Annotated in this window: 23 protein-coding genes and 3 pseudogenes; 5 read left to right on the top strand and 21 right to left on the bottom strand. The window is 40.9% G+C overall.

Translation table 11 applies throughout. From position 1 onward, the window contains the following. From CVD19_RS21340 to CVD19_RS21300, 8 genes and pseudogenes are all read right to left on the bottom strand, one after another. Window positions 1-220, bottom strand: a pseudogene (locus tag CVD19_RS21340) (hypothetical protein); the annotation flags it as partial. Between the two features lie 24 nt (window positions 221-244). Beyond that, complete coding sequence (locus CVD19_RS21335; RefSeq protein ID WP_101585202.1) at window positions 245-514, bottom strand: hypothetical protein; 270 nt, start codon at window positions 512-514, stop codon at window positions 245-247. Between the two features lie 394 nt (window positions 515-908). Then, on the bottom strand, window positions 909-1,424 hold the full coding sequence (locus CVD19_RS21330) for a DinB family protein (RefSeq protein WP_101585201.1): 516 nt from the start codon (window positions 1,422-1,424) through the stop codon (window positions 909-911). A 340-nt stretch (window positions 1,425-1,764) separates the two neighbouring features. Continuing rightward, the gene (locus CVD19_RS21325) at window positions 1,765-2,685 is read right to left on the bottom strand and encodes a DNA/RNA non-specific endonuclease (RefSeq protein WP_101585200.1); all 921 of its coding nucleotides are present in this window, start codon (window positions 2,683-2,685) and stop codon (window positions 1,765-1,767) included. A 223-nt stretch (window positions 2,686-2,908) separates the two neighbouring features. Next, window positions 2,909-3,406, bottom strand: coding sequence for an AAA family ATPase (locus tag CVD19_RS21320; RefSeq protein WP_101585199.1), 498 nt, complete (start codon window positions 3,404-3,406; stop codon window positions 2,909-2,911). A gap of 262 nt (window positions 3,407-3,668) precedes the next feature. Next, window positions 3,669-4,448, bottom strand: coding sequence for a PAS domain S-box protein (locus CVD19_RS21315; protein ID WP_101585198.1), 780 nt, complete (start codon window positions 4,446-4,448; stop codon window positions 3,669-3,671). A 198-nt stretch (window positions 4,449-4,646) separates the two neighbouring features. Beyond that, complete coding sequence (locus CVD19_RS21310) at window positions 4,647-5,159, bottom strand: hypothetical protein (RefSeq protein WP_101585197.1); 513 nt, start codon at window positions 5,157-5,159, stop codon at window positions 4,647-4,649. Between the two features lie 652 nt (window positions 5,160-5,811). Further along, the gene (locus tag CVD19_RS21300) at window positions 5,812-6,015 is read right to left on the bottom strand and encodes a helix-turn-helix transcriptional regulator (RefSeq protein ID WP_101585195.1); all 204 of its coding nucleotides are present in this window, start codon (window positions 6,013-6,015) and stop codon (window positions 5,812-5,814) included. A 321-nt stretch (window positions 6,016-6,336) separates the two neighbouring features. Between CVD19_RS21300 and CVD19_RS21295 the strand changes: the two are divergent. Next, window positions 6,337-6,813, top strand: a pseudogene (locus CVD19_RS21295) (transporter associated domain-containing protein); the annotation flags it as partial. Between the two features lie 105 nt (window positions 6,814-6,918). Here CVD19_RS21295 and CVD19_RS21290 read toward each other — a convergent pair. Next, entirely contained in the window at window positions 6,919-7,377 is a 459-nt protein-coding gene (locus tag CVD19_RS21290) for a hypothetical protein (RefSeq protein WP_101585194.1), read from the bottom strand. Between the two features lie 649 nt (window positions 7,378-8,026). Here CVD19_RS21290 and CVD19_RS21285 point away from each other — a divergent pair. Then, window positions 8,027-8,587: a hypothetical protein gene (locus tag CVD19_RS21285; RefSeq protein WP_101585193.1), complete on the top strand. Its 561-nt coding sequence runs from the start codon at window positions 8,027-8,029 to the stop codon at window positions 8,585-8,587. 524 nt (window positions 8,588-9,111) lie between these two features. On the opposite strand, the gene CVD19_RS21275 is transcribed toward CVD19_RS21285, so the two are convergent. Together CVD19_RS21275 and CVD19_RS21270 are read right to left on the bottom strand one after the other, a co-directional pair. Beyond that, entirely contained in the window at window positions 9,112-9,408 is a 297-nt protein-coding gene (locus CVD19_RS21275) for a hypothetical protein (protein WP_101585191.1), read from the bottom strand. A gap of 88 nt (window positions 9,409-9,496) precedes the next feature. Beyond that, a complete protein-coding gene (locus CVD19_RS21270; protein ID WP_101585190.1) occupies window positions 9,497-9,853 on the bottom strand; it encodes a hypothetical protein in 357 nt (118 codons plus the stop codon). Window positions 9,854-10,111: 258 nt separating this feature from the next. Between CVD19_RS21270 and CVD19_RS25975 the strand changes: the two are divergent. Next, a pseudogene (locus CVD19_RS25975) lies at window positions 10,112-10,934 on the top strand (tyrosine-type recombinase/integrase). Between the two features lie 333 nt (window positions 10,935-11,267). Here CVD19_RS25975 and CVD19_RS21260 read toward each other — a convergent pair. From CVD19_RS21260 to CVD19_RS21250, 3 genes are all read right to left on the bottom strand, one after another. Continuing rightward, window positions 11,268-12,458, bottom strand: a complete 1,191-nt coding sequence (locus tag CVD19_RS21260) for a PDZ domain-containing protein (RefSeq protein WP_101585189.1) — start codon at window positions 12,456-12,458, stop codon at window positions 11,268-11,270. Window positions 12,459-12,645: 187 nt separating this feature from the next. Then, window positions 12,646-14,097 (bottom strand): S41 family peptidase, encoded by a 1,452-nt coding sequence (locus CVD19_RS21255; protein WP_101585188.1) that lies wholly within the window; start codon window positions 14,095-14,097, stop codon window positions 12,646-12,648. A 321-nt stretch (window positions 14,098-14,418) separates the two neighbouring features. After that, window positions 14,419-15,132, bottom strand: a complete 714-nt coding sequence (locus CVD19_RS21250) for an EAL domain-containing protein (protein ID WP_101585187.1) — start codon at window positions 15,130-15,132, stop codon at window positions 14,419-14,421. 357 nt (window positions 15,133-15,489) lie between these two features. Between CVD19_RS21250 and CVD19_RS21245 the strand changes: the two genes are divergently transcribed. Beyond that, on the top strand, window positions 15,490-15,825 hold the full coding sequence (locus CVD19_RS21245) for a helix-turn-helix domain-containing protein (RefSeq protein ID WP_101585186.1): 336 nt from the start codon (window positions 15,490-15,492) through the stop codon (window positions 15,823-15,825). 51 nt (window positions 15,826-15,876) lie between these two features. Continuing rightward, complete coding sequence (locus tag CVD19_RS21240; protein WP_101585185.1) at window positions 15,877-16,836, top strand: tetratricopeptide repeat protein; 960 nt, start codon at window positions 15,877-15,879, stop codon at window positions 16,834-16,836. 139 nt (window positions 16,837-16,975) lie between these two features. Here the strand turns inward: CVD19_RS21240 and CVD19_RS21235 are convergent, their stop codons facing one another. From CVD19_RS21235 to secA, 7 genes are all read right to left on the bottom strand, one after another. Beyond that, the gene (locus tag CVD19_RS21235) at window positions 16,976-18,271 is read right to left on the bottom strand and encodes a murein hydrolase activator EnvC family protein (protein WP_101585184.1); all 1,296 of its coding nucleotides are present in this window, start codon (window positions 18,269-18,271) and stop codon (window positions 16,976-16,978) included. Window positions 18,272-18,378: 107 nt separating this feature from the next. Then, complete coding sequence (gene ftsX, locus CVD19_RS21230) at window positions 18,379-19,272, bottom strand: permease-like cell division protein FtsX (RefSeq protein WP_101585183.1); 894 nt, start codon at window positions 19,270-19,272, stop codon at window positions 18,379-18,381. Then, window positions 19,262-19,948: a cell division ATP-binding protein FtsE gene (gene ftsE, locus CVD19_RS21225; protein WP_101585182.1), complete on the bottom strand. Its 687-nt coding sequence runs from the start codon at window positions 19,946-19,948 to the stop codon at window positions 19,262-19,264. Before ftsE ends, ftsX begins: the two co-directional genes overlap by 11 nt. Window positions 19,949-20,348: 400 nt before the next feature. Beyond that, a complete protein-coding gene (gene cccB / locus CVD19_RS21220; RefSeq protein WP_101585204.1) occupies window positions 20,349-20,657 on the bottom strand; it encodes a cytochrome c551 in 309 nt (102 codons plus the stop codon). A gap of 51 nt (window positions 20,658-20,708) precedes the next feature. Next, window positions 20,709-21,572: a YitT family protein gene (locus CVD19_RS21215; protein ID WP_101585181.1), complete on the bottom strand. Its 864-nt coding sequence runs from the start codon at window positions 21,570-21,572 to the stop codon at window positions 20,709-20,711. Between the two features lie 477 nt (window positions 21,573-22,049). Beyond that, window positions 22,050-23,154, bottom strand: a protein-coding gene (gene prfB / locus CVD19_RS21210; RefSeq protein ID WP_101585180.1) for a peptide chain release factor 2 whose coding sequence is annotated in 2 segments (ribosomal slippage) — window positions 22,050-23,081 and window positions 23,083-23,154 — 1,104 coding nt in all. Because the reading frame shifts where the segments join, the coding sequence is not laid out codon by codon here. A 121-nt stretch (window positions 23,155-23,275) separates the two neighbouring features. Beyond that, window positions 23,276-25,789, bottom strand: coding sequence for a preprotein translocase subunit SecA (gene secA / locus CVD19_RS21205; RefSeq protein WP_308314889.1), 2,514 nt, complete (start codon window positions 25,787-25,789; stop codon window positions 23,276-23,278). Window positions 25,790-25,997: the final 208 nt, after the last annotated feature.

Here is a 25,997-nt window from a genome sequence, read left to right as displayed (position 1 = left end):
CATCAGAAACATCTGCAAAGCCAAGCATTTTTGTAGCCATTACAACATCATAGCCACTTTGTTCTTTTGCTTTTAGGGGAACATTAATCAAATTCCACATCTTCTCAAATGGCTTCATCATTGTAAAACGAAAATGATCTTTTCTTTTTTCTAAATCCGTAATCGCAAGTAATTCTTGATATTGACTTAATGTGTCGATTATTTTATAAGTCATCACCATTTCAATCACCTCTTTCGCAAATATTTAGCATTGTAATTTTGAAGTAACCTTATTATTTTCCATAAGGTTTTCCTCGGAGTCAGTTTGATCCAAATGGAATAATACATTTTCTAAGTCTGCAATAATTTGTGTTAAATCATCTTTAATAAAGCTTAACGAAGGTTGTTGGTCTATTAAATCTTTAAGTTTATAACCTGCTATTTTTGATGCAAGTATTTGTACAATGTTTTCTAAGTCTGATTTGGATAACACCAACTGACCGTTGTCATTCTTCTTTGCTTTTAATAAATCCAAATTAGAATAATATCGTATAGATCATTCAGTAAATCCGGTTCTTTTGTAAATCTCTCCCGTTGTAAACAGCGTAATTCACCTCCATATTACAAGGCTAAAGTATTACGCTGCGTTAGTGTCAAATAAATTTACGGATACTGACTCCGATTATAAAAAGAAAACCGAAAGATATTATAGTCTCCGGTTTAAAGTGCCGCTTATACCGCAATATGGCCCTTAACATAAACAAAGAGCACAATTCTTGCTGCGGAATTGCGCCCTTTAATGGAATAACTACACTACTTGATTTATCATTAATGTGGAATAAACGTTTCTTAAACATCATTTATTGATTTTATAATTATCTAAAGCCATTCCGTTATTCCAGATGGATTATAGTTCCCTCTCTTTAGCACTAATCATTTCGTAATTCCCGAAGCATTTGAAAAATTTGACCTCTATGATGCGATTCATGTTCAATCAAATGGTAAACAACCCACTCAGGTGTGACGTCATAATGTTCAAGTACTCTCGGCTTTCGCCAATCCGTTAAGTCCATTGAACGAAAGTGGGAAAGAAATACTTCGCGTACCTTATTAAGGCGGTAAAAATGTTCCTCTATACTTTCTCCCTCCAAGTGAGTTAAATTGCCGTCAGTTCGATGTTCTAAAGGAAATAATGCGCTAATTTCTTGATCCCAATCAGTTCCAAGTACTTCTACATATAACCAATCTGCCTCGATCAATGCAATGTGATACAAGAGTGTCCCAATTGATTGTCTTTCTCCTAATTTCCGGTCAATTAAGCTTTGGCTGGTTCCAGTTAATTCACTTATAAGAGTACGTCGAACATCCTCTAGACACCATAGCCATCGGCCAATCTCTTCTTCATACTCTGGTAATGAAGATACCAGTAAAGTTCTTCTCTCCAACAGATCAACCTCCTCTAATTAAAATATTTAACATTCTATTAAAAATGGATGTTTCCTTCTTTTAAATAAAAATATTCTTCCCGTATTCCACAATCTGACCCTTACCATAAAGAAAGAGCACAGTTCTTGCTGCGGAATTGCGCCCGATAATTGAAGAACGTTATTGAACTAAAGCCTTCCGTTAGTAAAAAATATTATATTTTCACCGTACAAATTTTATAGATGATATGACCATTAACTTCAGTTGTTCCTGTACAGACACCCACTCGCAATTGTTATAAATCGTCCAACGAGGAAACTGTTCATTAGTTCACTTATTTTGCCTCAAAGTTCTAGGGGCTTACTCACCTACCATACCGTCCTTATCATTATCTTGCATATATGGGTATAACCAATCATCACTCGTTATTGGCATACTAAAACCTGCTGCTTTTGCTTCTTTAAGCGTCACCTGTCCATTACCGTTTGTATCAACGCTAGAAATATCACCGTTTGGGTTTGAACTAGTTGAATCAGAAGGCTCACTACCTGTTAAACCGAGTGATGAGTTTACTTCATCAGGGTTCACATTGTCAAATGTATCAACGATTTCGTTACCCATTAAAGTATAGGTATACTGATAACTTGAAGGAATCTGCGTTTCCGTATTCGGATATGTGATAATTGCTTCAAAATTAGTAGCACCACCAGCTTTCCTGAATGAATCTTCCATATAAGCTTGATCACCGTGCCGATTTAGTATGCTATCTTGCGGAGTGATATTATAAGCATTTGATACCCCTCCGAGAGAATCAGCAATGATATGTCCTTCATCTAAAGCGTCACTGTCGGCACCCGGAACCTTTGCCTCATCAGGATAGTACCTGCCGGTCGATAATACTGGTTCGATACTGTCATCCTGTAGGATCATTTCAGCAGCAATGACACGCACTAGTTGCCCGTATTCATTCGTAAAGGCCCAATATTCACGGTCCCCATACCCAATGTCAACCACAACATTAGTTTCACGATGTCCAGACAGATCACCACCATCAACTTCAATAAGATTGTAGCCTGAGAACAGTTCGTTATTTGGTTGGGTGGCAGTTTCCTCCGGAACCGTGGAGTCAGTTTCTTCTTTAGCATTATTATTTTTTTCGGCTGCGACTGCTTTTTGTGTATCCGTTCCTACAACTGTATTGGATGTATCTTCTACGTTGGTACAACCAACCATTAAGGTGATTGTTAAAAGTGAGAATAAAATGTTTATTTTCTTTTTCATTCTAGTACTCTCCTATCCTCCATTAAACTGCCCCGTTTGTTCAATAAGGAATTCAACAAAAGATGCGTTAATCCTTCTGGATCAACGCACCCTTAGTTTAAGTGTACCACTTCACAAAGTTATATCGATTTTAACATATACACATTGAAACTTTTCTTACTCACAATTAGAGCACCTACCATAACAAAAGGTACTCTATACACACGAATCATTAAACTCCTTGTTATTCTTTTCCGCTAAACTCTAAAATATTTAAACCCTCGGATGCTTCTGGTGCTTCAAAAAAATTAGTAACATGAATAAACACCGCTTCCGTGTCAAAAGCTGCTCTTTCAGGCTGTTCGTTACGCCTTTGTGCAATTTGACGTAAGCATTGTTCGTTATTTAAATTAAGGAAAATTAGTTGATGGTTTGCATTGACCTCTGACGCCATATCCAAAAACCACTTTCGCAGTGATTGAGTGTTAGCTGGAAAATCCATGACTACATCTGTACCGACACTTAATATGTTTTGGACATGTTTTTTCACCAATGGCTTGAGTTGTGCTGAGAATTTTAGATAGTCCTCAAATGATTCGACCTGATTGGGATAAAGAGATGAAATCCATTCATCCTCAGACAACAATACCGCATGTTTATCTATCGCCAATTGTTTTGATTTAGTTGATTTCCCAGCTCCCATTTTTCCACAGAAAAAGTATAGCGTCCCCAATTGTTTCATATTTTTTTTACCCCCCGTGCTTTTTTTAGTTTAAACTTTTTACTTCGTTAGTTCCCATGGACATTCTCCTCTTATTAATATTTAGACGTTAAGATTTATATCCAATTACTTATTCTACCAATTTTGTTTATATTCCTTCTTTAACATAACTGCCCCATTAGCACAATAAGAAAAAGCCGTCTCATGACGGCTATTACTCCAGAGAACGAACCTGTAGTGAAGATGGATAACAATATATCATGGAATATAGTTGATATCCTATTCAAACACTTACGAAGCTATCCTTTAACACCAAATCACGTACTGCCTGCTGTAAAGTTCCAAATATCTGTATTAGGGATAAATCGGCTCCGAGCTGAACAACGCTTTGGGCAATTTCGGGTCTTACTCCCGTTACAATAGAACGAACACCAAGCAAACCAAGTACGGCACTAGTTTCAAACAGACATTGGATTACCATTGCATCAAGTTCATAGATGCCTGAAAAATCGCTAATCAAAGTATGGACATTCTGTTCCTGTACTTTTAAAGGCACATGTTCTAAAATATAATTCGCTCTTTCAGAATTGATAGAACCCACTAGGGGTAACACAGCGACCCCTTCCAAAATAGGGACGACTGGAGCTGATAGTGTGTTAATTTCTTTGGACACTTTTTCGAGTGTTCTTTCGAATTCTTTACGCTTTGTTATATCTCTGACGACAGATTGAATTGCTTTTTTATCCTCATACAAAACAGGAGTACAATTTGTTTCTACATCAACTATTGAACCATCAAACCGTCTAAATTGTTTTTCGATAATTCCAGTTGGTTTATTTTCATCAAGGACCGCTTGTGCGTGCCTTACTGTCAGCTCTATATACTCGTCGGGTACGATATCGAATACAGATTTACCTATAACTTCCTCACTGGAAGTGACCCGTAAAAGGTCTAGTCCTGCAGGGTTTATATACTTAAATTTCCCATCTTGATGAATAATAATTGCCTCCGTGGAGGATTCAACGATTTGACGATACAATTTTTCATCCGTATTATTTCCCATGAAAATCCACTACTCCTTATCAAAAGCTGTAAGTTTTCAAACAAGAACATTATACAATAAGTGAATAATTATTGTATTTTATGCCCCTTATCTCTGCTTATTAGTTTAAAATCCTTCTTCAACTAAACTGCCCGTTAGCATAATAGGAGTTCAACAAAAAAGGCGGTTAATCCTTCTTGGATCAAGGCACCGGTTAGTTCAATAAAAGTCTATGAAAAATGGATAACTAAATTCTGTTCTATATTGAATAATAACCTCAATTGGGTGCTCATTATTCTCTTCGGTACTCAAAGCATCCTCCTTTTTAATATACCCTTCGTACCAGATTTGGTTATTATTGTTCTTCTTTAACTCTTCAGCACCTTTGAAGTATATTTCAAAGTCTTTCGTATTGTAATGGTCAAAAATTTCTTTTTCACTCAATTCAGTTAGAATTCTTTTGTATGCAACAAGAGTTGGATAACCGCCATTGCCCCATGGACCACCTCCATAGATAACTCCATAATCAAAATCTTGTTCAATGACTTCTGTTTTTTCAGGTACCTTATACTCCAAAAGTTTGTCTGCGTATTTCCTGCGTAACCATATTCCTGACCAATGAAAACATAAAACATAAATAATACGAATAACCCAACAAAGAGAAATGTAACAGTTATTATCACCTTTACGCTCCGTTCCATAAAAAAACACCGCCTTGATAAAAAAATGCATCAACCCTGCCTGGATTAATGCACTTTTTGTATAAGTATCTTGACTAACTTTAATTCCAAAAGCTAACTGATTTCATTATAAAAACATGCGATTTATACCAACAGTAAGCAGTTCCTAAAAACAACAAACTGAACAGAATAGGATAAGGAATGGCCATCTTTTTTCTTATAAGACGAGGTTTTTTGTATGAACGGGATTTCCTATCTCTTCTGTTAAATCCTTTTTAAAAGACGAAAAGTTGTCATCCAATAAACAACGTATTGTCCTACGCCTAACACCCCTATGCTTAAAATCGGGACGAATATATTTTGGGAAAACATAAAGCAAATGAAGGCAACAACTGGGATTGCAAGACTGTAATAAATATAGACATTACGACAGGCCTTAAAAGTTACCCATTGTTGCCCTTCATCCATGTCTCGAAATTCATATGGGATAAAACTATTTAATTTAATTCTGTTTTTGGGATTTTTATTGTTATGCAATTTAATAAGTAATATCCAAACAAACGCCAAAATTAGAGATATCCAAGAACATATTATTGCCATTGAAGACTGAGTGTACATTAGTAATAATACTAAATCGGCAGTGATTAACATTAGTAAACTAATTGGAAAAATCGGAGAACTTAAAATGGTCCTCAACATAAAAATCAATCCTCCCCTTTTAAATAAAATACTTCCTCTACGGTAACATAAAATGCCTTTGCTATCTTTAACGCCATAGTAACTGACGGGGAATAGTCCCCTTTTTCAATTAAACCAATTGTTTGCCTAGTTACTCCAATTGCATCAGCCAAGTCTTGTTGAGTCCACCTAAAACGTGCACGTAATTCTCTAACTGTATTTTCCAGCATATAGTTTCCCTTCTTAAATTAATTACAATAATTGTAATTGTTTTTTTGCAAAATGTAAATAATCATTTGCATTTTGTAATAAATACTTGCCTTATTGATAAAAAACACCATCAATAATCCAGCAAGTGATAAATAAAAAAATTGAGAAATATTCGTTTATAAAGAACTGTGCCCTTTTTATTTTTATATACAAAAAGCACCGCATTTTGCGGTGCAAATAGTTGTACATATTTCAATACATTATTTATAACAAATGAAGGTTTTGTGACAGGTATCAGAACCCGTTACGCTAATTGGCGAGTTTTTTCTCAACTTAAAAAAGAAATCAGTAAAAGAACGATTGAAACCTATGTCAAACCCGTTACTGAAGTCATCGAGTCAATTCAGATTTATGATCTATTAATAAGCATGCAGAGAAATCGCATCCACATGGCCATATTATTAGATGAATACGGTGGCACAGCCGGTCTGGTGACGGTGGAGGATATCTTGGAGGCAATCGTGGGTGAAATCCGCGACGAGTTCGATGTAGATGAAATACCTGAAATTCAAAAGATAAACGACAAGCATTATATCTTCGACTCAAAGGTCTTAATTGACGAAGTCAATGACTTGATGAAAACGGATATTGAAGAAGAAGAAATGGATACTATAGGTGGCTGGATGCTAACCCAGAATTTCGACCTTAAAAAAGGTGAATCCCTAACCTACGGCGGGTATGAGTTTAAAGTACTTGAAATGGAAGATCACCATATCATTAGGATTGAGGTGTTTCCAGCCAACGCCGACACAAACTAGTCACCACCATCGCTACAAAAAAGCATGTACAAATACAAATGTTACATGCCTTTTAGTAATGTCATCCATCTTCTGTAACTGCCAAGCCTTGTGGAGCGAGATCATTTATTCCTCATCGCCACCGAAAAAAACACTGAATCCTTCCCCGATGTTAAATGAATCTTCATCAACGCCAAGCGCATCCCCGGCTTGCTCCATCATCCCATCCAGATCCAGGCCATCCATTAACTCACTCAGTACCATACCACCTAACACCCTATATTCTAAGAGGTCAGTATTGTCCTTCATTAAAATTTTTCCCTCTTCCTTCATCTCTTCTTGTTTCCTGGAAACTGCTTCAAGAGCGGTCAAAAAATAATAGGTTACGCCATTGTAACTATACGGCTTATCAAACCAAATCCCATTGTTTATAGCTGACCAGTTAAAGCGGGTTTGATTTGTATCTTCTTTTAACCATCTAGCAGCACTTTGAATATTTGGACATTCTGCTACTAGGTATTCCCCTTTATATATGTTCACCGGAATTTCTAAATTGTTTTTGATCTCGGGTCTAATTCTCTCCATTATTCTACCTTCCCTTCATCCCCCTAATCACTTTCAAGAGTACTATTCAAATTCAGCAACAATAGGCAAGTGATCACTACTGTTTATCCAGTCCTCATACCTACCTACTTGGAAATGGCGCAAACGCTTTAAAAAGGTCTGTGATGCGAATACATAATCTAAATGAAATGGGCGTGCAAGATCTTTTCTAAAATAATATGTAGGTAAAAGCTCGTGCCCGTGTTCTTTGGCTAATGAATTATTTTCCAGTTCCAAATCAAATTATTGAAGTATATTTAGGGGAATTTACTTATTTTTTAAAAAAATGATGTTTTTTCCATTTATTTTCTATATAATGGAATTAACAGATACATATACCCGGAATCTAATAAAAAGGAGGATATTTTTCAATCCCCCAATAATTATATTCATTCCCTATTGGACATGGACTCTCAAACAAATATCTAAGGAAGGAATGAAGGCAGATGACTAAAAGGATTTCCTGCTTGATGATTTCGTTTATTTTAATGTTCAGTGTAGTAGGCAGTGTGTTTGCGCAAGGAGTACAAGCCGATTATACCTATTCAAAAGCTTTAGTGAAAGCCGTTCAATTAGACGAGCAGTTTATTATGCCGTAGGTGTTGAAGGTCAATTCGTTGTTTTAGATAAGGTGAAAGCAAAACAAAAGGGTATCTCTACAGAGAGAATAAATGATGCTAAAAACAAAATAAAAGAATACAATAAAATTACAAAAAATGCTCTCGCGATCCAACCATTCATGGAATTTGATGGTGCATCCATCCAGTTTAATGACAAAGCAGCAGAAAAAAATGGTGTTTCAAAACAGCTAATTGAATCAACAAAGTCTGATGTATCCAAAATTAATTCTTACGTTGAGAAAGAAAAACACAATACTGACGATGGATTAGTTCACATAGCCGCGTGTTCGGGTGCAAGTAAATTTGTCGATACATGGAACGGATATGATACCTATTTTGATAGCTGTGAAACAACAAAAATCATAGGCTATTTAACAATAGGGGCTGGTGTAGCTACGATAGCAGCAGCGGTTGCAGCATTCATCTTTCCACCAGCTGGGCTTGCAGCAGGAATTGCTGCTGGTCTTATGGGTATTGGGGCAGGGGCCCTGACTGTAGCGAGTGCAGAGGGGTGCGGAACCAAAGTTAAGTGGATGTTTGACCAGCCATTTTGGACCGGTTCACAATGCTAAAATAGATAAATAGCTCGAAGGGATGAATAAATAATGACATCTTTTGATTTGGCAAAAATTCTTGGGGGAGTCGCTCTAATTTTGATGATTATCAATCTTGTAAGATTGAGTAGAAACAAAATGAAAAAGTCAGATAAATATACTCAACTAACACTTATTTTTATTATAATTACAGTGAACATTATCATCTGGTCAATAGCAGCGGTGAATTCTTGACAGGTAACATTATAGTTTCAACATCCTGAAACCTTCATCATATAGTACTAATAGAGAAAAACCAGTGACAGAGTAGCATCTAACTCCTCTGTATTGGGTTTTCTTGTTTATCAGATTTGGCAAGGTGGAGGTGTGTTATTGCTATATGAGGAATAAATATTTTGGAATACAATAAAAATTGGTTTGTTGACAAACTATTAGCTGATTTAGTTCAATTAGGACTTCAACGAAAATGCGATAGTCTCTAAATTATACCATATTTCCCCTTTATTGTTCTATGCAACCTACTTCCTCATGCTTCTAACTCATTAATTGAATTTAACAGTATTAATAATATCCTCGAATATTTGGATCTGCTGATCATAAATTACAGGATGCGCCCCGAAAGTGAATATGAATGCTTTTCCATCATGCATCACGGTTTTTTGCAATAATTTAATACTTTGATTCAAACTGATTGCTTCATGCCAGTGTAACCCATTCTGATCATAATACCTTTGGTTTTCATATTGATAACCAGTACTACTAGTAACGACCTCTATATACTGGTTAAAACTCATCTGTGAAGGAATAGGTTCAACCACTAGGTTCACGCTGGACTTCATTGCTTGCTGACGCTCTCCAGTTAGTACAATAAGAATTACAAAAAAAGGGTGTTAACTTGCTCGTCAACACTCCTTTTACTTCAATATGCTAATATTTCATTTCATTGACTATTTTTTGCAGCCCTGTTAAATTCCCTTTCCTTAATGTAGAATAATAATCTATATGTTTCTGAACGGCCTTTAAAGCGTTTGTATAATAATCAGGGCCAAAATCTTGCCTAATACTTTCAAGCAAGTATTTATTTGTATCATTATTAAAAGCTCTTTTATATTCTTCTCCATTCATCATAGCAAGAAATATGGTAATAAAAGCCTGTGCAGAACCTTCATTCATGCCTGTAACTTTGTTAATTTCAATTTTCCCCTGATTTCTTGATGTCTTTCCTGAATATACTTTTTTTGCAATTTCGTAAGCACCCTTACTCATCTCCAAAGTAATCTTCAAATCTCCCACCTCTTTTGTATTTTTATACCAATAATATAACACAAAAAATGGGAGTCGAGTTTTAGCAATTTTATCAGTTAAATACTTTCTTTTTATCTTCTATGGTTAAGTGTGGTTGCACTGTCGCTGGTTAAACTAACCTGCCCCGTTTGTTCATGAGAGTTCACTTTCTTGAAATTATAATTCATTTATTAAGCTATAATTCTATAACTCTGGCAATAATTCCTCTTAGAAGCCGAATTAATAGGAGGAATTCACTTGTTATTATCCGAAGCTTGGAATAAGGAAGCAAATAAACGAATTGAGGGTTTCTCTCCTTTTACACTAAAAGCCTATGGATTACAGGCTAGGCTACTAACACTTTATTTCAATGATTCAAACATAATTACTCTAAATACACATAACCTCAAAGATTTTCTGGCGAAAACAGGGAAGGACCTAAAACCCTCAAGTTTGGCACACAGAATCCGATTTATGAAGTCATTGTTCCGGTGGTGCCACGATGAAGGTCATATACCCTTTAATCCAGCTGCCAAGATAAAAGAACCCAAAAGCGGAAAAATATCCCGAAGTTTTTAACCGAAAAGGAAATTGAACTTTTAAGGCAAGCTTGTACTAGTCCAATAGAGATCTATTCGAATTTATGTTTTCTACAGGATGTAGGATCGGAGAGATTGTTTCACTTAATTCTAGTTCCATTAATTGGTCCAATCGCTGATTAATCGTTAGGGGAAAAGGTGATAAGGAAAGGGAAGTCTATTTTAATATACGAGCCGAAATATGGCTTAAGCGCTACATAGACGGTCGCCTTGATACCGACCCGGGCTTATTTGTAACAGAACGGAGGACTCACAGAATGAGCATTGCCCAAATGAGATATGTGATCAAGCGAATATCTGGTCGTGCTCGTATCAACAAGGCTATTCATCCCCATCAACTTAGACATAGCTATGGCACCCACTTACTAAACAATGGAGCACCTGTCGAGGTAAATACAAAGTCTTTTGGACCACGAAAAAAGTGAAATTATGCTCAACTAAACGGGAGGCTGAGACAGGAATTTTATCAGAAATTTTTCTAATTAAGATGAAAAATCTAACAACTACTTTAATTTATATCCAACAGTTCTTTTTAGTTTTTGTCCTGAAATTTAGCAGGAAACCAATAAAAATCAAAGGATTTCCCTGTTTTTCGTGTTAATCTCGGTTATGCCTTGATCATGCGACACAAAAAACGCCGGACACCTTTCGTTTCAAGGGTTTTAGGCGTTTTTAAATACTTTTGATTTTCAGGTCAATTTGCATAACGATTCTTCCACTAACCCGCCACGTTTAACACTCTATTCTAATCAATTGTGAAAACCCATTCTAACTAATTACGCAACCATTCTAATCATTTATGAAAAATCACAACATCAAACAGCCTCACTGCCCCACGTCTTTTCATCCTGGACGAACAGGATGCCGAGCTCGTGATGATCACCTTCATATAGCGCACGCTGGACGAAGCGGATTTGGCCGCTTGTATCCAATACTTCCAGCTTGCAGTGGGCCCTGTTTCGCTGCAATGCTTCATAAAAGCTTTTTTCGTCGTGGATGGATTTTCCGTTCACTTTGGTGATTAGTTCCCCAACCTGCAATGCCATTTTGTTTGCGGGGGATTCCGGAATGATTCCAAGGATCATGACACCATGATTTTTTTTGGAAAAATAAAACGGCAGGCTGCCTTCTTTCAACCGGTGGCTTTGTGTGATTGCTTCACGCCCGATAATCGCAAGGGCAACAGCTGTAATCGACACAATCGGGTACCAATAACCGGCAGCAGCAATAATCAGGATCACAAGGCCAAGCACGGCCACCCGGTTACCCAAGTCCCGGATTGCCTCTTTTGGCAGCATTCCCTGGACTTGCTGATGGAATCCTGCAGCAAACGGCACCAGGAACAACGAATACTGTCCATCCCCACCCGGGAATAGCGGCCACCATGAGATCGGGGCGAGGGCATCCCCCGGAATGATGAGGAACACGGGCAGCATCCATAATCTCTTTACCTCATGAACCCCAACTGTCAAGCCCCGTTTACTCTTGATCAATTTTGGCGAGGTTCCTTTTATGCCATTTCGGCGTATCAAAATCCCTTCACCGATGAGCAGTATGGCAAGCAGCACGGCAATACCAGGAAAAATCGTATCTTGAAGATCCGCAAATTCTTCTGAAAACACAGGCAGGCTCCAATCCTGGCCTGCAAGAAAGATTAACGCAAAAAAAGCGGCCCCGACTGTAAACGCTGGCCCAAGCAGCCGGACTCTTGTAGTCAGGCTCCACAGCAATGTGAAAACAGCGGTTAATATAACAGCGGCAAAAGGAATCACTGTCCCTGCCGCCAATGTCACTAATGAAATGGCAAGTCCTATTACAATTCCGAGCGGCAACAGCTGGCGCAGTTCAAAAAACGCATCCTCCACACGGATGTGAAAATTTTTGCGCTCCCGCTTCACACGCGAAACCCCGATGATGCCCGCCAGAATAATAAGATAATAGAACAAAGGGTGAATAAACATCTTCCCGGTCCCTATCAGCAACTCCCAAAGCCATTCCTTAATCACCCATGCCAACCCCTTTGCATCCAACATTCGTTCAATAGTTTAGTTACACCTATTCTATCAAATCTGCAATTTAAAGCCTATTACTAGTTTTGGAAAATGTGATAAAAGGGGAGCACGAAAACGGAATTTCTGTCTTATAGTAAAAACAGGCTTAAAAGGACGGGTTTCATCCTTTTAAGCCATTCAGTTATCTTGCAATATATTTTAAAGCGGTCTGAAGCTGAATATCATTTTTCTCCTGCTTCATGGCGTCGCGGGCTGCATCTTCAAGGGCGGCGGCTGTTTTCGCGTCGATCACGCCATTCGCTTCCATCCCCTTTTTCTTCTGGAATGCCTTTACCGCTGTTTCGGTGGACTCGCTGAAATAGCCATCCAGACGTCCCGGGGCATAACCGATCCCGTCAAGGATTGCCTGAGCATTTTTTACTTGCTCGTTGTTCATGTCTCTTTGCAACGATTTTTCGATTTGCAGCGGATGCGTTTGAAACAGGCCTGGCTGCTTGACTTCAAGTTCTGGTTCGATGCCTTTATTATGGATCCAGTTCCCGTCTGGAGTAAGCCACTTGAACAGCGTAAGCTTAATATTGCTTCCATCCCCCATTTCAACTGCCTGCTGGACAGTTCCTTTGCCAAATGTCTTTTCACCGATTAAAGGATAGCCGCCAGCTTCCTTCAATGCGCCTGCCAGAATTTCGGAAGCCGAGGCACTGCCTTTGTCAATGAGAACAGCAACTGGATAGTGCTTCGCCTTCTTTAGAGTAGAAAAATAGCGTGTTTTTTCACCGTTTCGCTGCTCGATCTGATAAATCGGCTTTTTATCAGTGACCAGCTCTTTCAGGATTTCGTCAACGCTTGGCAACAGGCCTCCCGGGTTCCCCCGCACATCAATAATGAGCCCGTCGATGTCTTTTTTCTCAAGGCCTGAGAGCTCCTTATGGAATTCATCAGCTGTTTCTTTTGAAAAAGAGGTAATTTCCAAATAGCCGATCTTTTTCCCATTTTGCTTTTTCACATCTGAATAAACAGTGATTTGCGGAATCTCACCCCGTTCTATCTCGACCTGCAAAGGATCCTTTAACCCCTGCCGGCCAATTTCCAGCCTGACCTTGGTGCCCTTTTCACCGCGGATCTTTGAAGTTGCTTCATAAATATCCAGCCCCTCGACACTCTCCCCGTCAATTTTCAGGATTTGATCATTCGGCTTTAGTCCTGCTTTTTCAGCTGGAGAGCCCTTGAAGGGTGCTACAATCACAATTTTGTTGTCAACCTTGCTTACCTCTGCGCCAATTCCTTCGAAGGTAGATTCTAGTGTATCGTTAAACTGTTTGGAGGTTTCCTTATCCATATAGACAGAGTAAGGATCCTCAAGGGTGGCGAGCATCCCCTGTATCGCACCCTCTGTCAGTTTTTCCTGGTCGACTTTCTCAACATACCGGCTTAAAATCAGTCCGTATGCCTGCTCCATTTTTTCCATGCTGTCCATGTTGACAGCTTCTTCTTCCGCTGCTTGTCCCGGGACTGTTTGCGCCTCCAGCGCCACACCTTCTGTCCGTTCCAGCCACTCCATGCCAGCGTACGTCCCGCCGGCACCCGTCAGCACAGATCCAGCCATTAAAACAGCAATCCATTTCCGGTCCATTGCCATCCTCCCATTCCCACTCTTCTGCTTCCTGCCTGTCCAATCGTCTTCCATGGATGACCTGATACAAACAGTGGAGTACTTGCTGTTTCCATTATATGACGGATCAGGACAGGTTATGAATACTATATAAAGAAGTGCAGCCTCTACTTCCTTATCCCCAAAAAAAGGAAGGCATGTCCCTCCTCCAAATAAATTCATTAAATTTTAAATCTGGTCAATGTCAATTGCAGATCTTCGGACAGCGGGGACAGAGCCAGTACTGATTCAGTTTATATATTGTGAGCTGCTGATTAAGCAATACCCCTATGAAAATATAGACTACAACCTTTGTGGCTTTGAAATATAATAGCCTTGCATGATGGTGACACCCAACTTTTTTGCTGTCAGAAGGTCATCTTTCGTTTCAATTCCTTCAAGAACAAGGTCGGTTTTCGCATGAACAAAGTTTAGGAGGAACTTAATATTCTGCTGTTTTTCCAATGAATCTGTCAATTGTTCCGAGTGGCTAGGATCCAGCTTAATAAAGTCAGGTGCCAGCTGCATGATTTTCTGCAAAGAGGTTTTACAAACAGGGATATCGTCAAACGCAACCCGAAATCCGCTTGACTTCAAAAAAGCCAAACGTGAAAGAAAGATTTCCTGATCCCAATAGTTCTCCTCGATTGCTGCTTCATTTATTTCAAAAACTATCCGGTGTTTTATATCCGGGTAAACATTCAAAAGTCCTTCTATGAAAATTGGAAAATCGTGATGTACAATGGTCGATGGAAAAACATTCACGAAAAGATAGTACTTATTAAGATAAACATAAGGAAATTCCTTGATTGCATTTGATATCGACGCCGTATCAAATTCATATAAAACCCCTTTTTTTCTGGCATTCTCAAAAATGGTCACCGGGTTCATTCTTGGTGCAGTCCGAATAAAAGCTTCAAAAGCGAAAATATTTTCACTTACTGTATCCCAAAGAGGCTGGAATTCACTGTAAAAAGAACGTTCCTTTACTAACTGTGTAATATTTAAAGCACCCATTTTCTTCCCCTTCTCCTTACCTGTTGTTAATACAATTTATGACATTAAAAAACGCCTGCTAATGTCGGTCTGCATGTTCGAAATAGCATCGTTTGAATTTTAAGCCAGGTTTGGCCTATACAGCAGGGAATGCACTACTGTTTCTAATTCGTTTTTCCTATGATAAAAGAACTATACTTTTATAAACATGGTGTAAATTATAGCAATCAATGTAAAATTTTCAATCATTTTCTACAAAATTTCACAAAAAATTTCATATTCTGCTATTTATGATTACAATTAAAACATTTAGAGTACTTTCAGCAAATTATTCGACTATAATAATTACTAGCTATTTAATTCTAAAGGAGCTGTCTTATGCAGAAAATACCGAGGCACAAGCATATTGGCGAAAAAATTAGAGAAGCAAGAAAAATGCGTGGTATGACATTAGGGGAATTGGCCGATGGCATCTGTTCACTCGGGAAAATGAGTAATATAGAAAATGGCCACAGGTCTGTAACGAATGAAGAACTAGAAAGGATTTCTGAAAAGCTTGATTTTCCGATGAGCTATTTTTCCGATCCTGATATTAAAAACAAAATAAAAGAGCTTGAGTATTTTAAACATAAACTCGGGGACCTGATTGGAATAGAGCATTGGGAGTATATGGAAAGTGAGTTAAACAAATTCCATTCAAAAATAGAATCCTAGCAGATCCCAAGCAGGAAAATAGATTTTCATTTCCTGTCAGGAATTTTTTATATGAAAACAAAAAAGTTTTACAAGGCCAAGGAATTGTTCTGTAAGGTTATAGCAACTGAAGATACTAATAACTATAACTTGGTATTAAAACTAAAAGCGTATAATGCCCTAGCCAGCATGTTTTTCGCCGAAAAGAAAATAACAAAGAGCCTTGAGCTTCTAGCTCAAGCATTAAAGCTTTCGAAAGAAACTCCGACCATTACCAAAGAAGAAAGAGATAATATCTATTTCAACCGCTCTATTTTATACCTTTATATAGGTGCAAATATTAAAGCTCTGCAGGACATCAATAAAGTCCAGAACCACATTATTATTCCAATTGAAACACAGTATGTTAAACTCCTCATTAAGCTTTTAGAAGATGAGTTGAACGATGGTATAAATGAGGAATTGCTGTCGCTGAGAGTAAAGATGCAGCAAACCGACCATATGGAAGGGTTGGTGCGGGGATGGGCCCTGACGATTTACGCGATATTAACATCCTGCCCAAATTCGGAACTTGTCGATAGTTCAAAAGAAAACCTTGTGTGTGACCTTACCAGAATAAGCGAATGTGAAAAGCTGAGAGAAAAAAGCTTGGCCCTGCTTCAGTTAGCGATTTTCTTAGATTTAAAGCATAAAGAAGACCAATCATTTATTCAGACTTTAATCAATAAAACAAAACAATTTCAAGTCAGCGACCCTTTGCTAGTCGCAAAGAATCATTATCTGGAGGGGAAATTCATTCAAACATACCTTCATGATGATAGTGGTTCACTGGCTGCCTTTAAACTTGCACTTGAAACATTGGACACCGATTATGATGGGCTATTAAAAGCGGATATTCTGTACGAAATCATTCGTTTAAAAGAACCCGATTACCTGCAGATGCAAGCTTTGGAACTCTACCATAACAACCTTCAAAATAACTTTCTGTTCACACACTTTCATGAGCTGGCCCTTCCGGCTTTTAGATATTAAAAAACAGCTTGGCCCAAATTCTGGGCTAAGCTGTTTTGCATTAACAAGACCTATATTATTGGAAATAATTACACGTTAGTTCAACCTTTATATGGGGAAAAGGAAAAAGAGAGAAGCAATGCCTCTCTCTTGAATTTTGTTATAGTACGATACCAATCGGGTTAATAGCGTTAGACTTGGAAGCATTCCATGAACCTCTGTGAAGTTCGAAATGTAAGTGCTGGCCGTAAGACTGGCCGGTATTTCCCATCGTGCCAATCCGCTGCCCTTTAGATACGACTGATCCACTAGAAGCCATCAGTGCACTCATATGCGCATACACAGTAGTATAGGTTTGGCCATTGACAGAGTGTGCAATAAAAATAACGTTTCCGTAGCTGGATGAGTAATATGACCGGATTACAACTCCATCAGCGGCAGCCACGATCGGTACATTGCCAGATGCCGCAATATCGACTCCAGCATGGAATGATCCCCAGCGCTGCCCTAAACCGGAAGTGATGCGTCCAGCTGCAGGCCTTGTCCAAGTTCCATTGGATACTGGTGGTGCTGCTACAGCAGGCGCAGCGGAACCGCCCCCACTGTTTTGCTGTGCCTGGCGTGCAAGCTCAGCCTGCCGTGCAAGTTCAGCTTGGCGTGCAAGTTCAGCCTGGCGCTGCTGTTCCAACTGGATTGCCTGTTGAATTGCAGCTTCCTGCGCAGCTAAAATCGCATTTTCTTCTTCAAGAGCCAATTGATGGGCATGCATTTGTTCTTCTTCATGCTTAAGATGGCTCATCAACTCATTTTTTTCGGCAATTTGGCCGTTTAATTTCACTTTTAACGCTTCCAGATCCTTCTTCATTTGCTGTAGCTCAGCCAGCTTCGTTTCAACAGCTTTTTGCTTTGACTCAAGTTCTGCCTGGTCCTTTTTGTGCTGTTCGATTATGTCCTTATCTGCCTCCACGATAGCTGAAACAGCATTTACCCGGTCAACGAAATCACTGAAGCTTTGTGCGCCCAACAGTACGTCGAGATAGCTGACAGTACCGCCATTTTGCTGTAAATTGCGGGCACGGTCCTTTAACATCTCATTTCGCTTATTAATGCGCTCAATCAATACGGCAATTTCGCTTTTTAGCTTTTCAATTTCGGCTTCTGTCTGTTGAATTTGTGTGTTTTTTTCCTCAATTTTATTGTTGGCGTCTGTTACTGCAGCATCAAGCCTCTTGACTTCTGCATTGATATTTGCCTGTTCACTTTGGTTTTCACTTATTTTAGCTTTCGTATTGTTAATATCTGACGATAAACCTGAACGTTCCTGTTGGACATCCTTTTTCTGTTCTGTCAAATCTGAAATTTTAGAAGCACTTGCATAATTTAATGAAACTGGGCTTACAAATGACCCCACACTTAAAGTACTGACTACTGCCAGTGAGAGTAGCTGCTTTTTCACGTAATATTTTCCCCTCTCCTACTACATAGTTTCGTAACTTCTTTGTTCTCTGTTGGTGCATCGTCTATTTTTAGGTTAGCAGTACCACCGTGCGATCCGGCACGCTGTTAAACTTTCAAGAATTTCCGGACGGACATAAGGCTTCCCCAGACACCAATTGCTGCACCCATAATGATAAGGACCGCTGATAATTGGTATACAAAAGGATTGAATTCTATCAATTGAATAAAAGGATTATTAACTTTTTCCCGGATTAAATCATACACTTGGTAATATGCCGCGGATACAGCCGCGATTGGAAGGATGGATCCGAGTATTCCAAGCCACAGTCCTTCCAGGAAGAATGGCCATCTGATAAAGCTGTTGGTCGCACCGACCAGCCTCATGATTTCAATTTCCCGGCGCCGTGACATGATCGTAATCTTGATTGTGTTCGAAATCAGGAACATGGCTGTGAACAAAAGCCCGACAATCAGGATCAGGCCGACATTCCGGCTTACCTTGATAAAACTGAAGAGCTTCTCAACACTTCCCTGGCCGTACTCTACTTTGGCCGTATAGTCCATTTGTTCAATTTGCTTAGCAACTTTCATCGTATCGGTTGGGTTTTTCGTCTTTACGACGAATACATCATTTAAAGGATTCTCCTGTTCAAACAGCTGAAGAGTCTCTCCTTCTTCCCCAAAGCTTTTGATTAACCTATCAAGCTCTTTTTCCTTCGGGGAATAGACCATGCTTTTAATGCCTGGAACCTGGTCTATTTGCTGTTTAAGGATTTCTTTATCCTGGTCATTTGCGGCAAGATCGATATGAACCCGGATTTCTACATCCTGTTCAATGTTGGTTGCCACTTTATTCAAATTCATCATAATGACGAAAAAGACACCGACAAGTAATAGTGTAACGGTTACGGCACTGACGGAGGCAAACGTCATCCAGCCGTTTCTGGCAAGGCTCTTGAAGCTTTCTCTGAAGTGGCGCCGCAAGGTTCTAGCTTTCATAGCCGTACTCACCTTTCTGTTCGTCACGGACGATCTTACCGCCTTCAATGGCAATGACACGGTGCTTGATTGTATTAACGATATCCCTATTATGGGTCGCCATTACAACCGTTGTGCCTCTCATGTTGATCTCTTCGAAAGTCTTCATGATATCCCATGAGGTGTCTGGGTCAAGATTTCCGGTCGGCTCATCCGCGATCACTACTTTAGGTGCGTTCACGATTGACCGCGCTATTGAGACACGCTGCTGTTCCCCACCGGACAGCTCGGTCGGCAGCATCCTTGCCTTATGCTTCAAACCGACTAGCTCAAGGGTTTCCATAACTCTCTTTTTAATGTATTGTGGTTCCTCTTCTATAACTTCCATGGCAAACGCGACATTCTCATATACATTGAGGGTTGGCAAAAGCTTGAAGTCCTGGAAGACGACACCGATGTTGCGGCGCAGCATCGGCACTTTGCTTGCCTTCAGCTTGGACAGGTTCACACCATTGATGGTGATTGTCCCTTGCGTCGGCTTCTCTTCCCGGTACATCATTTTGATAAAAGTCGATTTCCCGGCTCCACTTGGCCCTACAACGTACAGAAACTCGCCTTGCTCTATATGAACATTGATCCCGTTTGCAGCAACAACGCCATTGGGATATCTTTTATACACGTCTTGCATTTCTATCATTCTAGTATCACCTTAGTTCGTAAGTCTTATCACTAAGCTACCATTCGACAATTTGTAACAAACCCATTATAACATCAACCACAGGCAAATTGACCCTTAAAAATATTACAGTTTCATTTCAATCTATTATAATACCGGAATTCTTTTCCTCTATAACCTCAATTCCCCATTAAAATTTTTGTTAATTAGCCAGTCAGCAATTAGTTTTTACCTGTGTTTATTGATATAGGAAAAATGATAGAATATGTATAATATTCAGTTTTATTGCGAAAATGTAAAAATGAAATTACAAATGAAAGTGTGACTTTTTTGTGAAGTGTTTTTTAATGAGGAATGGTTAGCGGTTTGAATGAGAAAAAGCGTTCCTCAAGAATAAAGGAACGCTTTGATGTTACACGTTTCATTTTTTTCCGGCCAGCCATTCAGCTACAGCAGATGCGTCTTCACCTTCCAGCTGTTTAGGAGGCATTGCACCCTGGCCTTTTTCGATAACCTGTTCAATCTCTTCCTTGGACAGCCTGGAGCCGACATCGCTTAGCTTCGGTCCATTTGCACCCTCAAGGTCGCCGCCATGGCAAGCAGCGCATTTTTGTTCATACAGTTTTTCCGGATCCCCCGCTCCGGCTGAATCTTTGGCATCTTCACCGCCGCCGCATGCCGCGAGCACGAGTGAAGCCCCCATCAATAACCCTAGCAACTTCTTTTTCACCATAATTCCCCCCACAGAAACATTGTCAAGCATATCTATTTTATACCAAATTCAAACCCGTTTAAAACCCTCCCCCAATACCTCTGAAGCATCCATAACAATCACAAATGCAGCCGGGTCAATGGTTTTGACTAATTGTTTCAATTTTGTGAACTCCGTTTGATCCACGACACACATAAGAATCGGCCGTTCCTGGTCGGTGTAGCCGCCATACGCGGATAATTTAGTCACACCCCGGTCAATCTTATTTAATATCGCTTCCCTTACTTCAGCCTGATGGGCAGTAATGATCATGGCCATTTTCGACCGGCCGATACCGACCTGGACAAGGTCAATCGTTTTGCTCGTTACGTAAAGGCCGATCAAGGCATATAGGCCGCGTTCAACATCAAATACAATCGCAGCGGTGAACACAATTAAACCGTCAATCAGGGCGACACATGTACCGAGTGACAACCCAGTGTATTTGTGCATGATCTGCGCCGCCAAATCCGTCCCTCCGGTGGAAGCGTTGCCCAAGAATGCAATTCCGAGCCCCAATCCGACTCCAATTCCTCCAAATAACGAGCCGAGGAGCGGATCATGTGTCCAAGGCTCAAAATCCTTTGTCAGAAAAACAACCAGCGGCAGGAACAACGTACCAGCCAACGTTTTTATACCATACTGCCCGCCAAGCAATACAACACCAGCAATAAACAACGGGATGTTCAAGGTCCACTGCACATACGCCGGCTCCCAATTAAGCACAGCATCAAGAATGGTGCTGATCCCGCTCACACCTCCCGAAGCAACCCTGTTCGGAAGCAAAAACTGGTTGAACGCAATCGCGACAATACCAGAACCAACCAGCACATAAACATATTCAAGTACACGCTCTATTTTCGGATTAGATTGATGATTCCGCCGTTTCTTCAATTTTAAAACCCCTTTGTCCCGTCTTTACCGACAGTGAGTATAGCACGGGTCCGGACGGCTGTAAATGCCAGCGGGTTGCCGTGTTAAAGGAGTAATTCACTAAACATAGTGAAGTAGGTTCTGAAGATTTTTTTGTGCATGTAATTGATTTCAGCCGCACTACAGACTGTAAAATATCCCCTTTCTTTCTAAGTAAATACAGCTACTGGGAATAAAATAGAGTTTACCAGGATTAAAATTTACGTTACCGGGATTAAATTTACGTTACCGGGAATAAATCCGAAGTTACCGGGATTAAGCCTTCTTTTTTAGTCAAATTTATCGGTTTGTACTATATAAATTGGGAGGGAAGAAGAATTACATACTATTTTTCAGAGGAAATCGACGTAAATTAAGTGTAATGCAGCTAGCTACATTTCGAACCAAAATAGAAAAGCCCCTGCCGCACGTAAGCCGGCAAAGGGCTTCCTCAAACAATCATAATGATAATCTCGACCTCAGGTAGGCATCAATGAACGTATCAAGTTCGCCATCCATGACGGCCTGGACGTTACCGACCTCAGTATTGGTACGGTGGTCTTTCACCATAGAATATGGATGGAACACGTACGAACGGATCTGGCTTCCCCAGCCGATTTCTTTTTGCTCACCGCGGATTTCGGCAAGCTCCTGTTCCTGCTCTTCAATTTTCTTTTGATAGAGCTTGGCTTGCAGCATTTTCATCGCCCGTTCCCGGTTCTTGATTTGCGAGCGTTCTGTCTGGCACGTTACCACAACTCCTGTTGGAATATGGGTGATCCGCACAGCTGAATCAGTCGTATTAATATGCTGTCCGCCAGCACCACTCGCACGATAGGTGTCGATTTTCAAATCCTCTGTACGAATATCAATTTCAATCTCATCATTGAATTCAGGCATAACTTCGCATGAAACAAACGAAGTATGGCGGCGTCCGGAGGAATCAAATGGGGAGATCCGCACAAGGCGGTGAACCCCTTTTTCAGCTTTCAGGTAGCCGTATGCGTTATGGCCTTTTATAGCCAAAGTGACACTCTTGATTCCTGCTTCATCGCCGGGAAGATAATCCAGTGTTTCAACTTTAAAACCTTTTTTCTCTGCCCAGCGCGTATACATGCGCAAAAGCATCGAGCCCCAGTCCTGGGATTCGGTCCCGCCCGCACCAGGGTGCAGCTCCAGGATGGCATTATTTTTATCGTATTGCTCACTTAACAGAAGCTCAAGTTCAAAGTCGTTCAGGCGGCTTGTCAGCTCAGCCAATTCACTTTCGAGTTCGGCTTGTAGCTCCGCGTCGCGTTCTTCTTTTACAAGCTCATAGGTCAGTTCAAGGTTCTCGTATGTTTCATATAGATCATGAAATACATGGACCTGGTCTTTCAGCGCATTGGCTTCGCTGATCACAGTTTGGGCTTTTTGCTGGTCATCCCAAAAGCCAGGTGCAAGCATCGTTTCATCAAGTTCGGCTATTCTGGCTTCCTTGTTTTCGAGGTCAAAGAGACCCCCTGAAGTCCGCCAGTTTTTTGGCTGTTTTTTCTAATTCATTTCTGATATCTGCTAATTCCATTTTTGTCACCTCATAATATAATTACTTTCATTATAAACGATAATAAGGAAAAAAGAGAGCCAGCCCGTGCCGACCCCCTTTTAAAATATTCATCATTTGCGATTCGGTTCGGGCAGCAAGACTATTCGGCCTTGCCGTGGCAGTTTTTGTACTTTTTGCCGCTGCCGCAGTAGCATGGCTCATTCCGGCCCACATTAATCGCCTTGACGACCGGTTTTTTCTTCGGCTTCTCGCCGCCCTCTTCCTTCGGATTGACCGCCTGTCCCTTGACTACTTCCTGGCGCTCAAGGTTGTTGCGGATTTCCGCTTTCATGATGTACTTGGCGGCGTCTTCTTCAATGGCAAGAACCATGTTTTCAAACATCGCGAAGCCTTCATGCTGGTATTCGCGCAGCGGATCGATCTGTCCGTAAGCACGCAGGTGGATACCCTGGCGGAGCTGGTCCATCTGGTCGATATGGTCAATCCACTTGGAGTCAACCGCACGGAGCACGATTACCCTTTCAAACTCGCGCATTTGCTCTTCGCCAAGCTGCTGTTCTTTTTCATCATAACGTTCCTTGACTTTCGCAAAAATCGTTTCGACGATCTCTTCAGGATCTTTGCCGCGGATGTCATCGATTGTAATGTCGCCTTCATGAAGCAGGTTTCCATTAACATAATCAATGATACCGTCAAGGTTCCAGTCATCCTGGTCTTCACCCAGTGGAGTGTGAGCCTCAACGTTTCTTTGTAGAGAAGAATGAATCATATTTTGAACGATGTCACGAAGATTCTCGGCATCAAGCACTTCATTCCGCTGCTTGTAGATGATTTCGCGCTGCTGGCGCAAAACATCGTCATACTGGAGCAATTGTTTACGGGCATCGAAGTTGTTGCCCTCAACCCGTTTCTGTGCTGATTCAACCGCTTTGGAAACCATCTTGCTCTGGATTGGCTGGGAATCATCCATTCCAAGGCGTGCCATCATTGTTTTCATATTATCTGAGCCGAAACGGCGCATCAATTCATCTTCCATGGAAAGATAGAACTGGGTCACACCAGGGTCTCCCTGACGTCCCGAACGGCCGCGCAGCTGATTATCAATCCGGCGCGACTCATGGCGTTCTGTACCGATAACGGCAAGGCCGCCAATCTCTTTCACACCTTCACCCAGCTTGATGTCTGTACCGCGCCCGGCCATATTGGTCGCAATGGTAACGGTACCCTGCTGGCCTGCTTCAGCGATGATATCTGCCTCGCGCGCGTGGTTCTTCGCGTTCAATACGTTGTGGCGGACGCCTTTTTTAATCAGCATGCGGGAAATAAGCTCTGATGTTTCAATCGCAACCGTACCGACAAGCACTGGCTGCCCTTTGTGGTAGCGTTCAGAAATATCCTCTACAACCGCACGGAACTTCCCTTCCATTGATGCATAAATCAGATCGGGACGGTCGTCACGGATGATCGGCTGGTTGGTAGGAATGACAACAACATTCATATTATAGATGTTGCGGAATTCTTCTTCCTCAGTTTTTGCCGTACCGGTCATACCGGATAGCTTCTCGTACATGCGGAAGTAGTTCTGGAAAGTGATTGTCGCCAGCGTCATGCTTTCGTTCTGGATTTCAACGCCTTCCTTCGCCTCGATCGCCTGATGGAGGCCTTCGCTGTAACGGCGCCCTTTCATTAGACGCCCGGTGAACTGGTCGACAATGACAATTTCACCGTCCTGTACAACATAGTCAACATCAAGATGCATGCTGACATTGGCCTTTAAAGCTTGGTTAATATGATGGTTAAGTGTCACATGGGAGATGTCGAACAGGTTCTCGATGCCAAAAGCGCGTTCAGCTTTCGTGATCCCTTCTTCGGTCAACTGGACACCCTTAGTTTTCTCATCATACGTGTAATCTTCGTCACGCTTAATTGTGCGGACAAACGCATTAGCCTGGATATACAGGGCTGTAGATTTCTGCGCGGTACCGGAAATGATCAGCGGTGTCCTGGCTTCATCGATCAAGATGGAATCCACCTCGTCAATGACGGCAAAATGAAGTGGGCGCTGAACCTTCTGGTCGCTGTAAAGCACCATATTATCCCTTAGATAATCAAATCCATACTCATTGTTTGTGCCGTAAGTGATGTCCGCGTGGTAGGCAGCCTGTTTTTCTTCCTTGGACATGCCGTTCAGGTTCAAACCTACAGTCAGCCCGAGAAATTCATAGAGCCGGCCCATTTCAGTGGCGTCACGGCCTGCAAGGTATTCGTTGACCGTTACAACATGAACACCCTTTCCGGTGATCGCATTCAAGTAAACCGGCATGGTGGCTGTCAATGTTTTACCTTCACCGGTTTTCATCTCGGCAATGTTCCCCTCATGAAGGGCAACACCACCCATTAGCTGCACTTTATAAGGATAAAGGCCGAGGACACGCCGTGAACCCTCGCGTACAACCGCGAACGCTTCAGAAAGCAGGTCATCGGTTGACTCGCCATTTTGGTATCTTTCCTTGAATTCCGCTGTCTTAGCTTTCAGCTCGCCGTCAGAAAGCTGTTCCATTTGGGAAGCAAGGGCATCTATTTTATCTGCCAAGCTCGTTAGCCGTTTGATATCGCGTTTATTCTGGTCGAAAATTTTATTTAAAATCCCCATTACAGACGCTCCTTTTATCTCTTCAATCATAGAAGATGGTTTTTGCACCAAAGAAAAAAGATTCGCTACATCTGTGCCGAATCCCTTTTAAAAAAATTCGATTTATTCCTCTTTAATTTTACCACTTACGCCCTGCAGTGACAACTCATCGGCGGCTATAGGGAATGATTTACAAAAACTGTCCTGCTTTCGACAGCAAACCTGATAA

The organism is Bacillus sp. T33-2 (assembly GCF_002860205.1).
GTDB lineage: Bacteria > Bacillota > Bacilli > Bacillales > Cytobacillaceae > T33-2.
The sequence above is the reverse complement of the archived record's forward strand: the minus strand, read 5'-3'. Positions and strand labels throughout refer to the sequence as shown.

Excerpts from the sequence above, each read along its gene's own strand:
- CVD19_RS21325 (WP_101585200.1), bottom strand. The coding sequence starts at position 2,685 with ATGAAAAAGAAAATAAACATTTTATTCTCACTTTTAACAATCACCTTA.
- CVD19_RS21320 (WP_101585199.1), bottom strand. The coding sequence starts at position 3,406 with ATGAAACAATTGGGGACGCTATACTTTTTCTGTGGAAAAATGGGAGCT.
- CVD19_RS21315 (WP_101585198.1), bottom strand. The coding sequence starts at position 4,448 with ATGGGAAATAATACGGATGAAAAATTGTATCGTCAAATCGTTGAATCC.
- CVD19_RS21310 (WP_101585197.1), bottom strand. The coding sequence starts at position 5,159 with ATGCATTTTTTTATCAAGGCGGTGTTTTTTTATGGAACGGAGCGTAAA.
- CVD19_RS21300 (WP_101585195.1), bottom strand. The coding sequence starts at position 6,015 with ATGCTGGAAAATACAGTTAGAGAATTACGTGCACGTTTTAGGTGGACT.
- CVD19_RS21290 (WP_101585194.1), bottom strand. The coding sequence starts at position 7,377 with ATGGAGAGAATTAGACCCGAGATCAAAAACAATTTAGAAATTCCGGTG.
- CVD19_RS21275 (WP_101585191.1), bottom strand. The coding sequence starts at position 9,408 with ATGAAGTCCAGCGTGAACCTAGTGGTTGAACCTATTCCTTCACAGATG.
- CVD19_RS21255 (WP_101585188.1), bottom strand. The coding sequence starts at position 14,097 with ATGGACCGGAAATGGATTGCTGTTTTAATGGCTGGATCTGTGCTGACG.
- CVD19_RS21250 (WP_101585187.1), bottom strand. The coding sequence starts at position 15,132 with ATGGGTGCTTTAAATATTACACAGTTAGTAAAGGAACGTTCTTTTTAC.
- CVD19_RS21245 (WP_101585186.1), top strand. The coding sequence starts at position 15,490 with ATGCAGAAAATACCGAGGCACAAGCATATTGGCGAAAAAATTAGAGAA.
- CVD19_RS21240 (WP_101585185.1), top strand. The coding sequence starts at position 15,877 with ATGAAAACAAAAAAGTTTTACAAGGCCAAGGAATTGTTCTGTAAGGTT.
- ftsX (WP_101585183.1), bottom strand. The coding sequence starts at position 19,272 with ATGAAAGCTAGAACCTTGCGGCGCCACTTCAGAGAAAGCTTCAAGAGC.
- ftsE (WP_101585182.1), bottom strand. The coding sequence starts at position 19,948 with ATGATAGAAATGCAAGACGTGTATAAAAGATATCCCAATGGCGTTGTT.
- secA (WP_308314889.1), bottom strand. The coding sequence starts at position 25,789 with ATGGGGATTTTAAATAAAATTTTCGACCAGAATAAACGCGATATCAAA.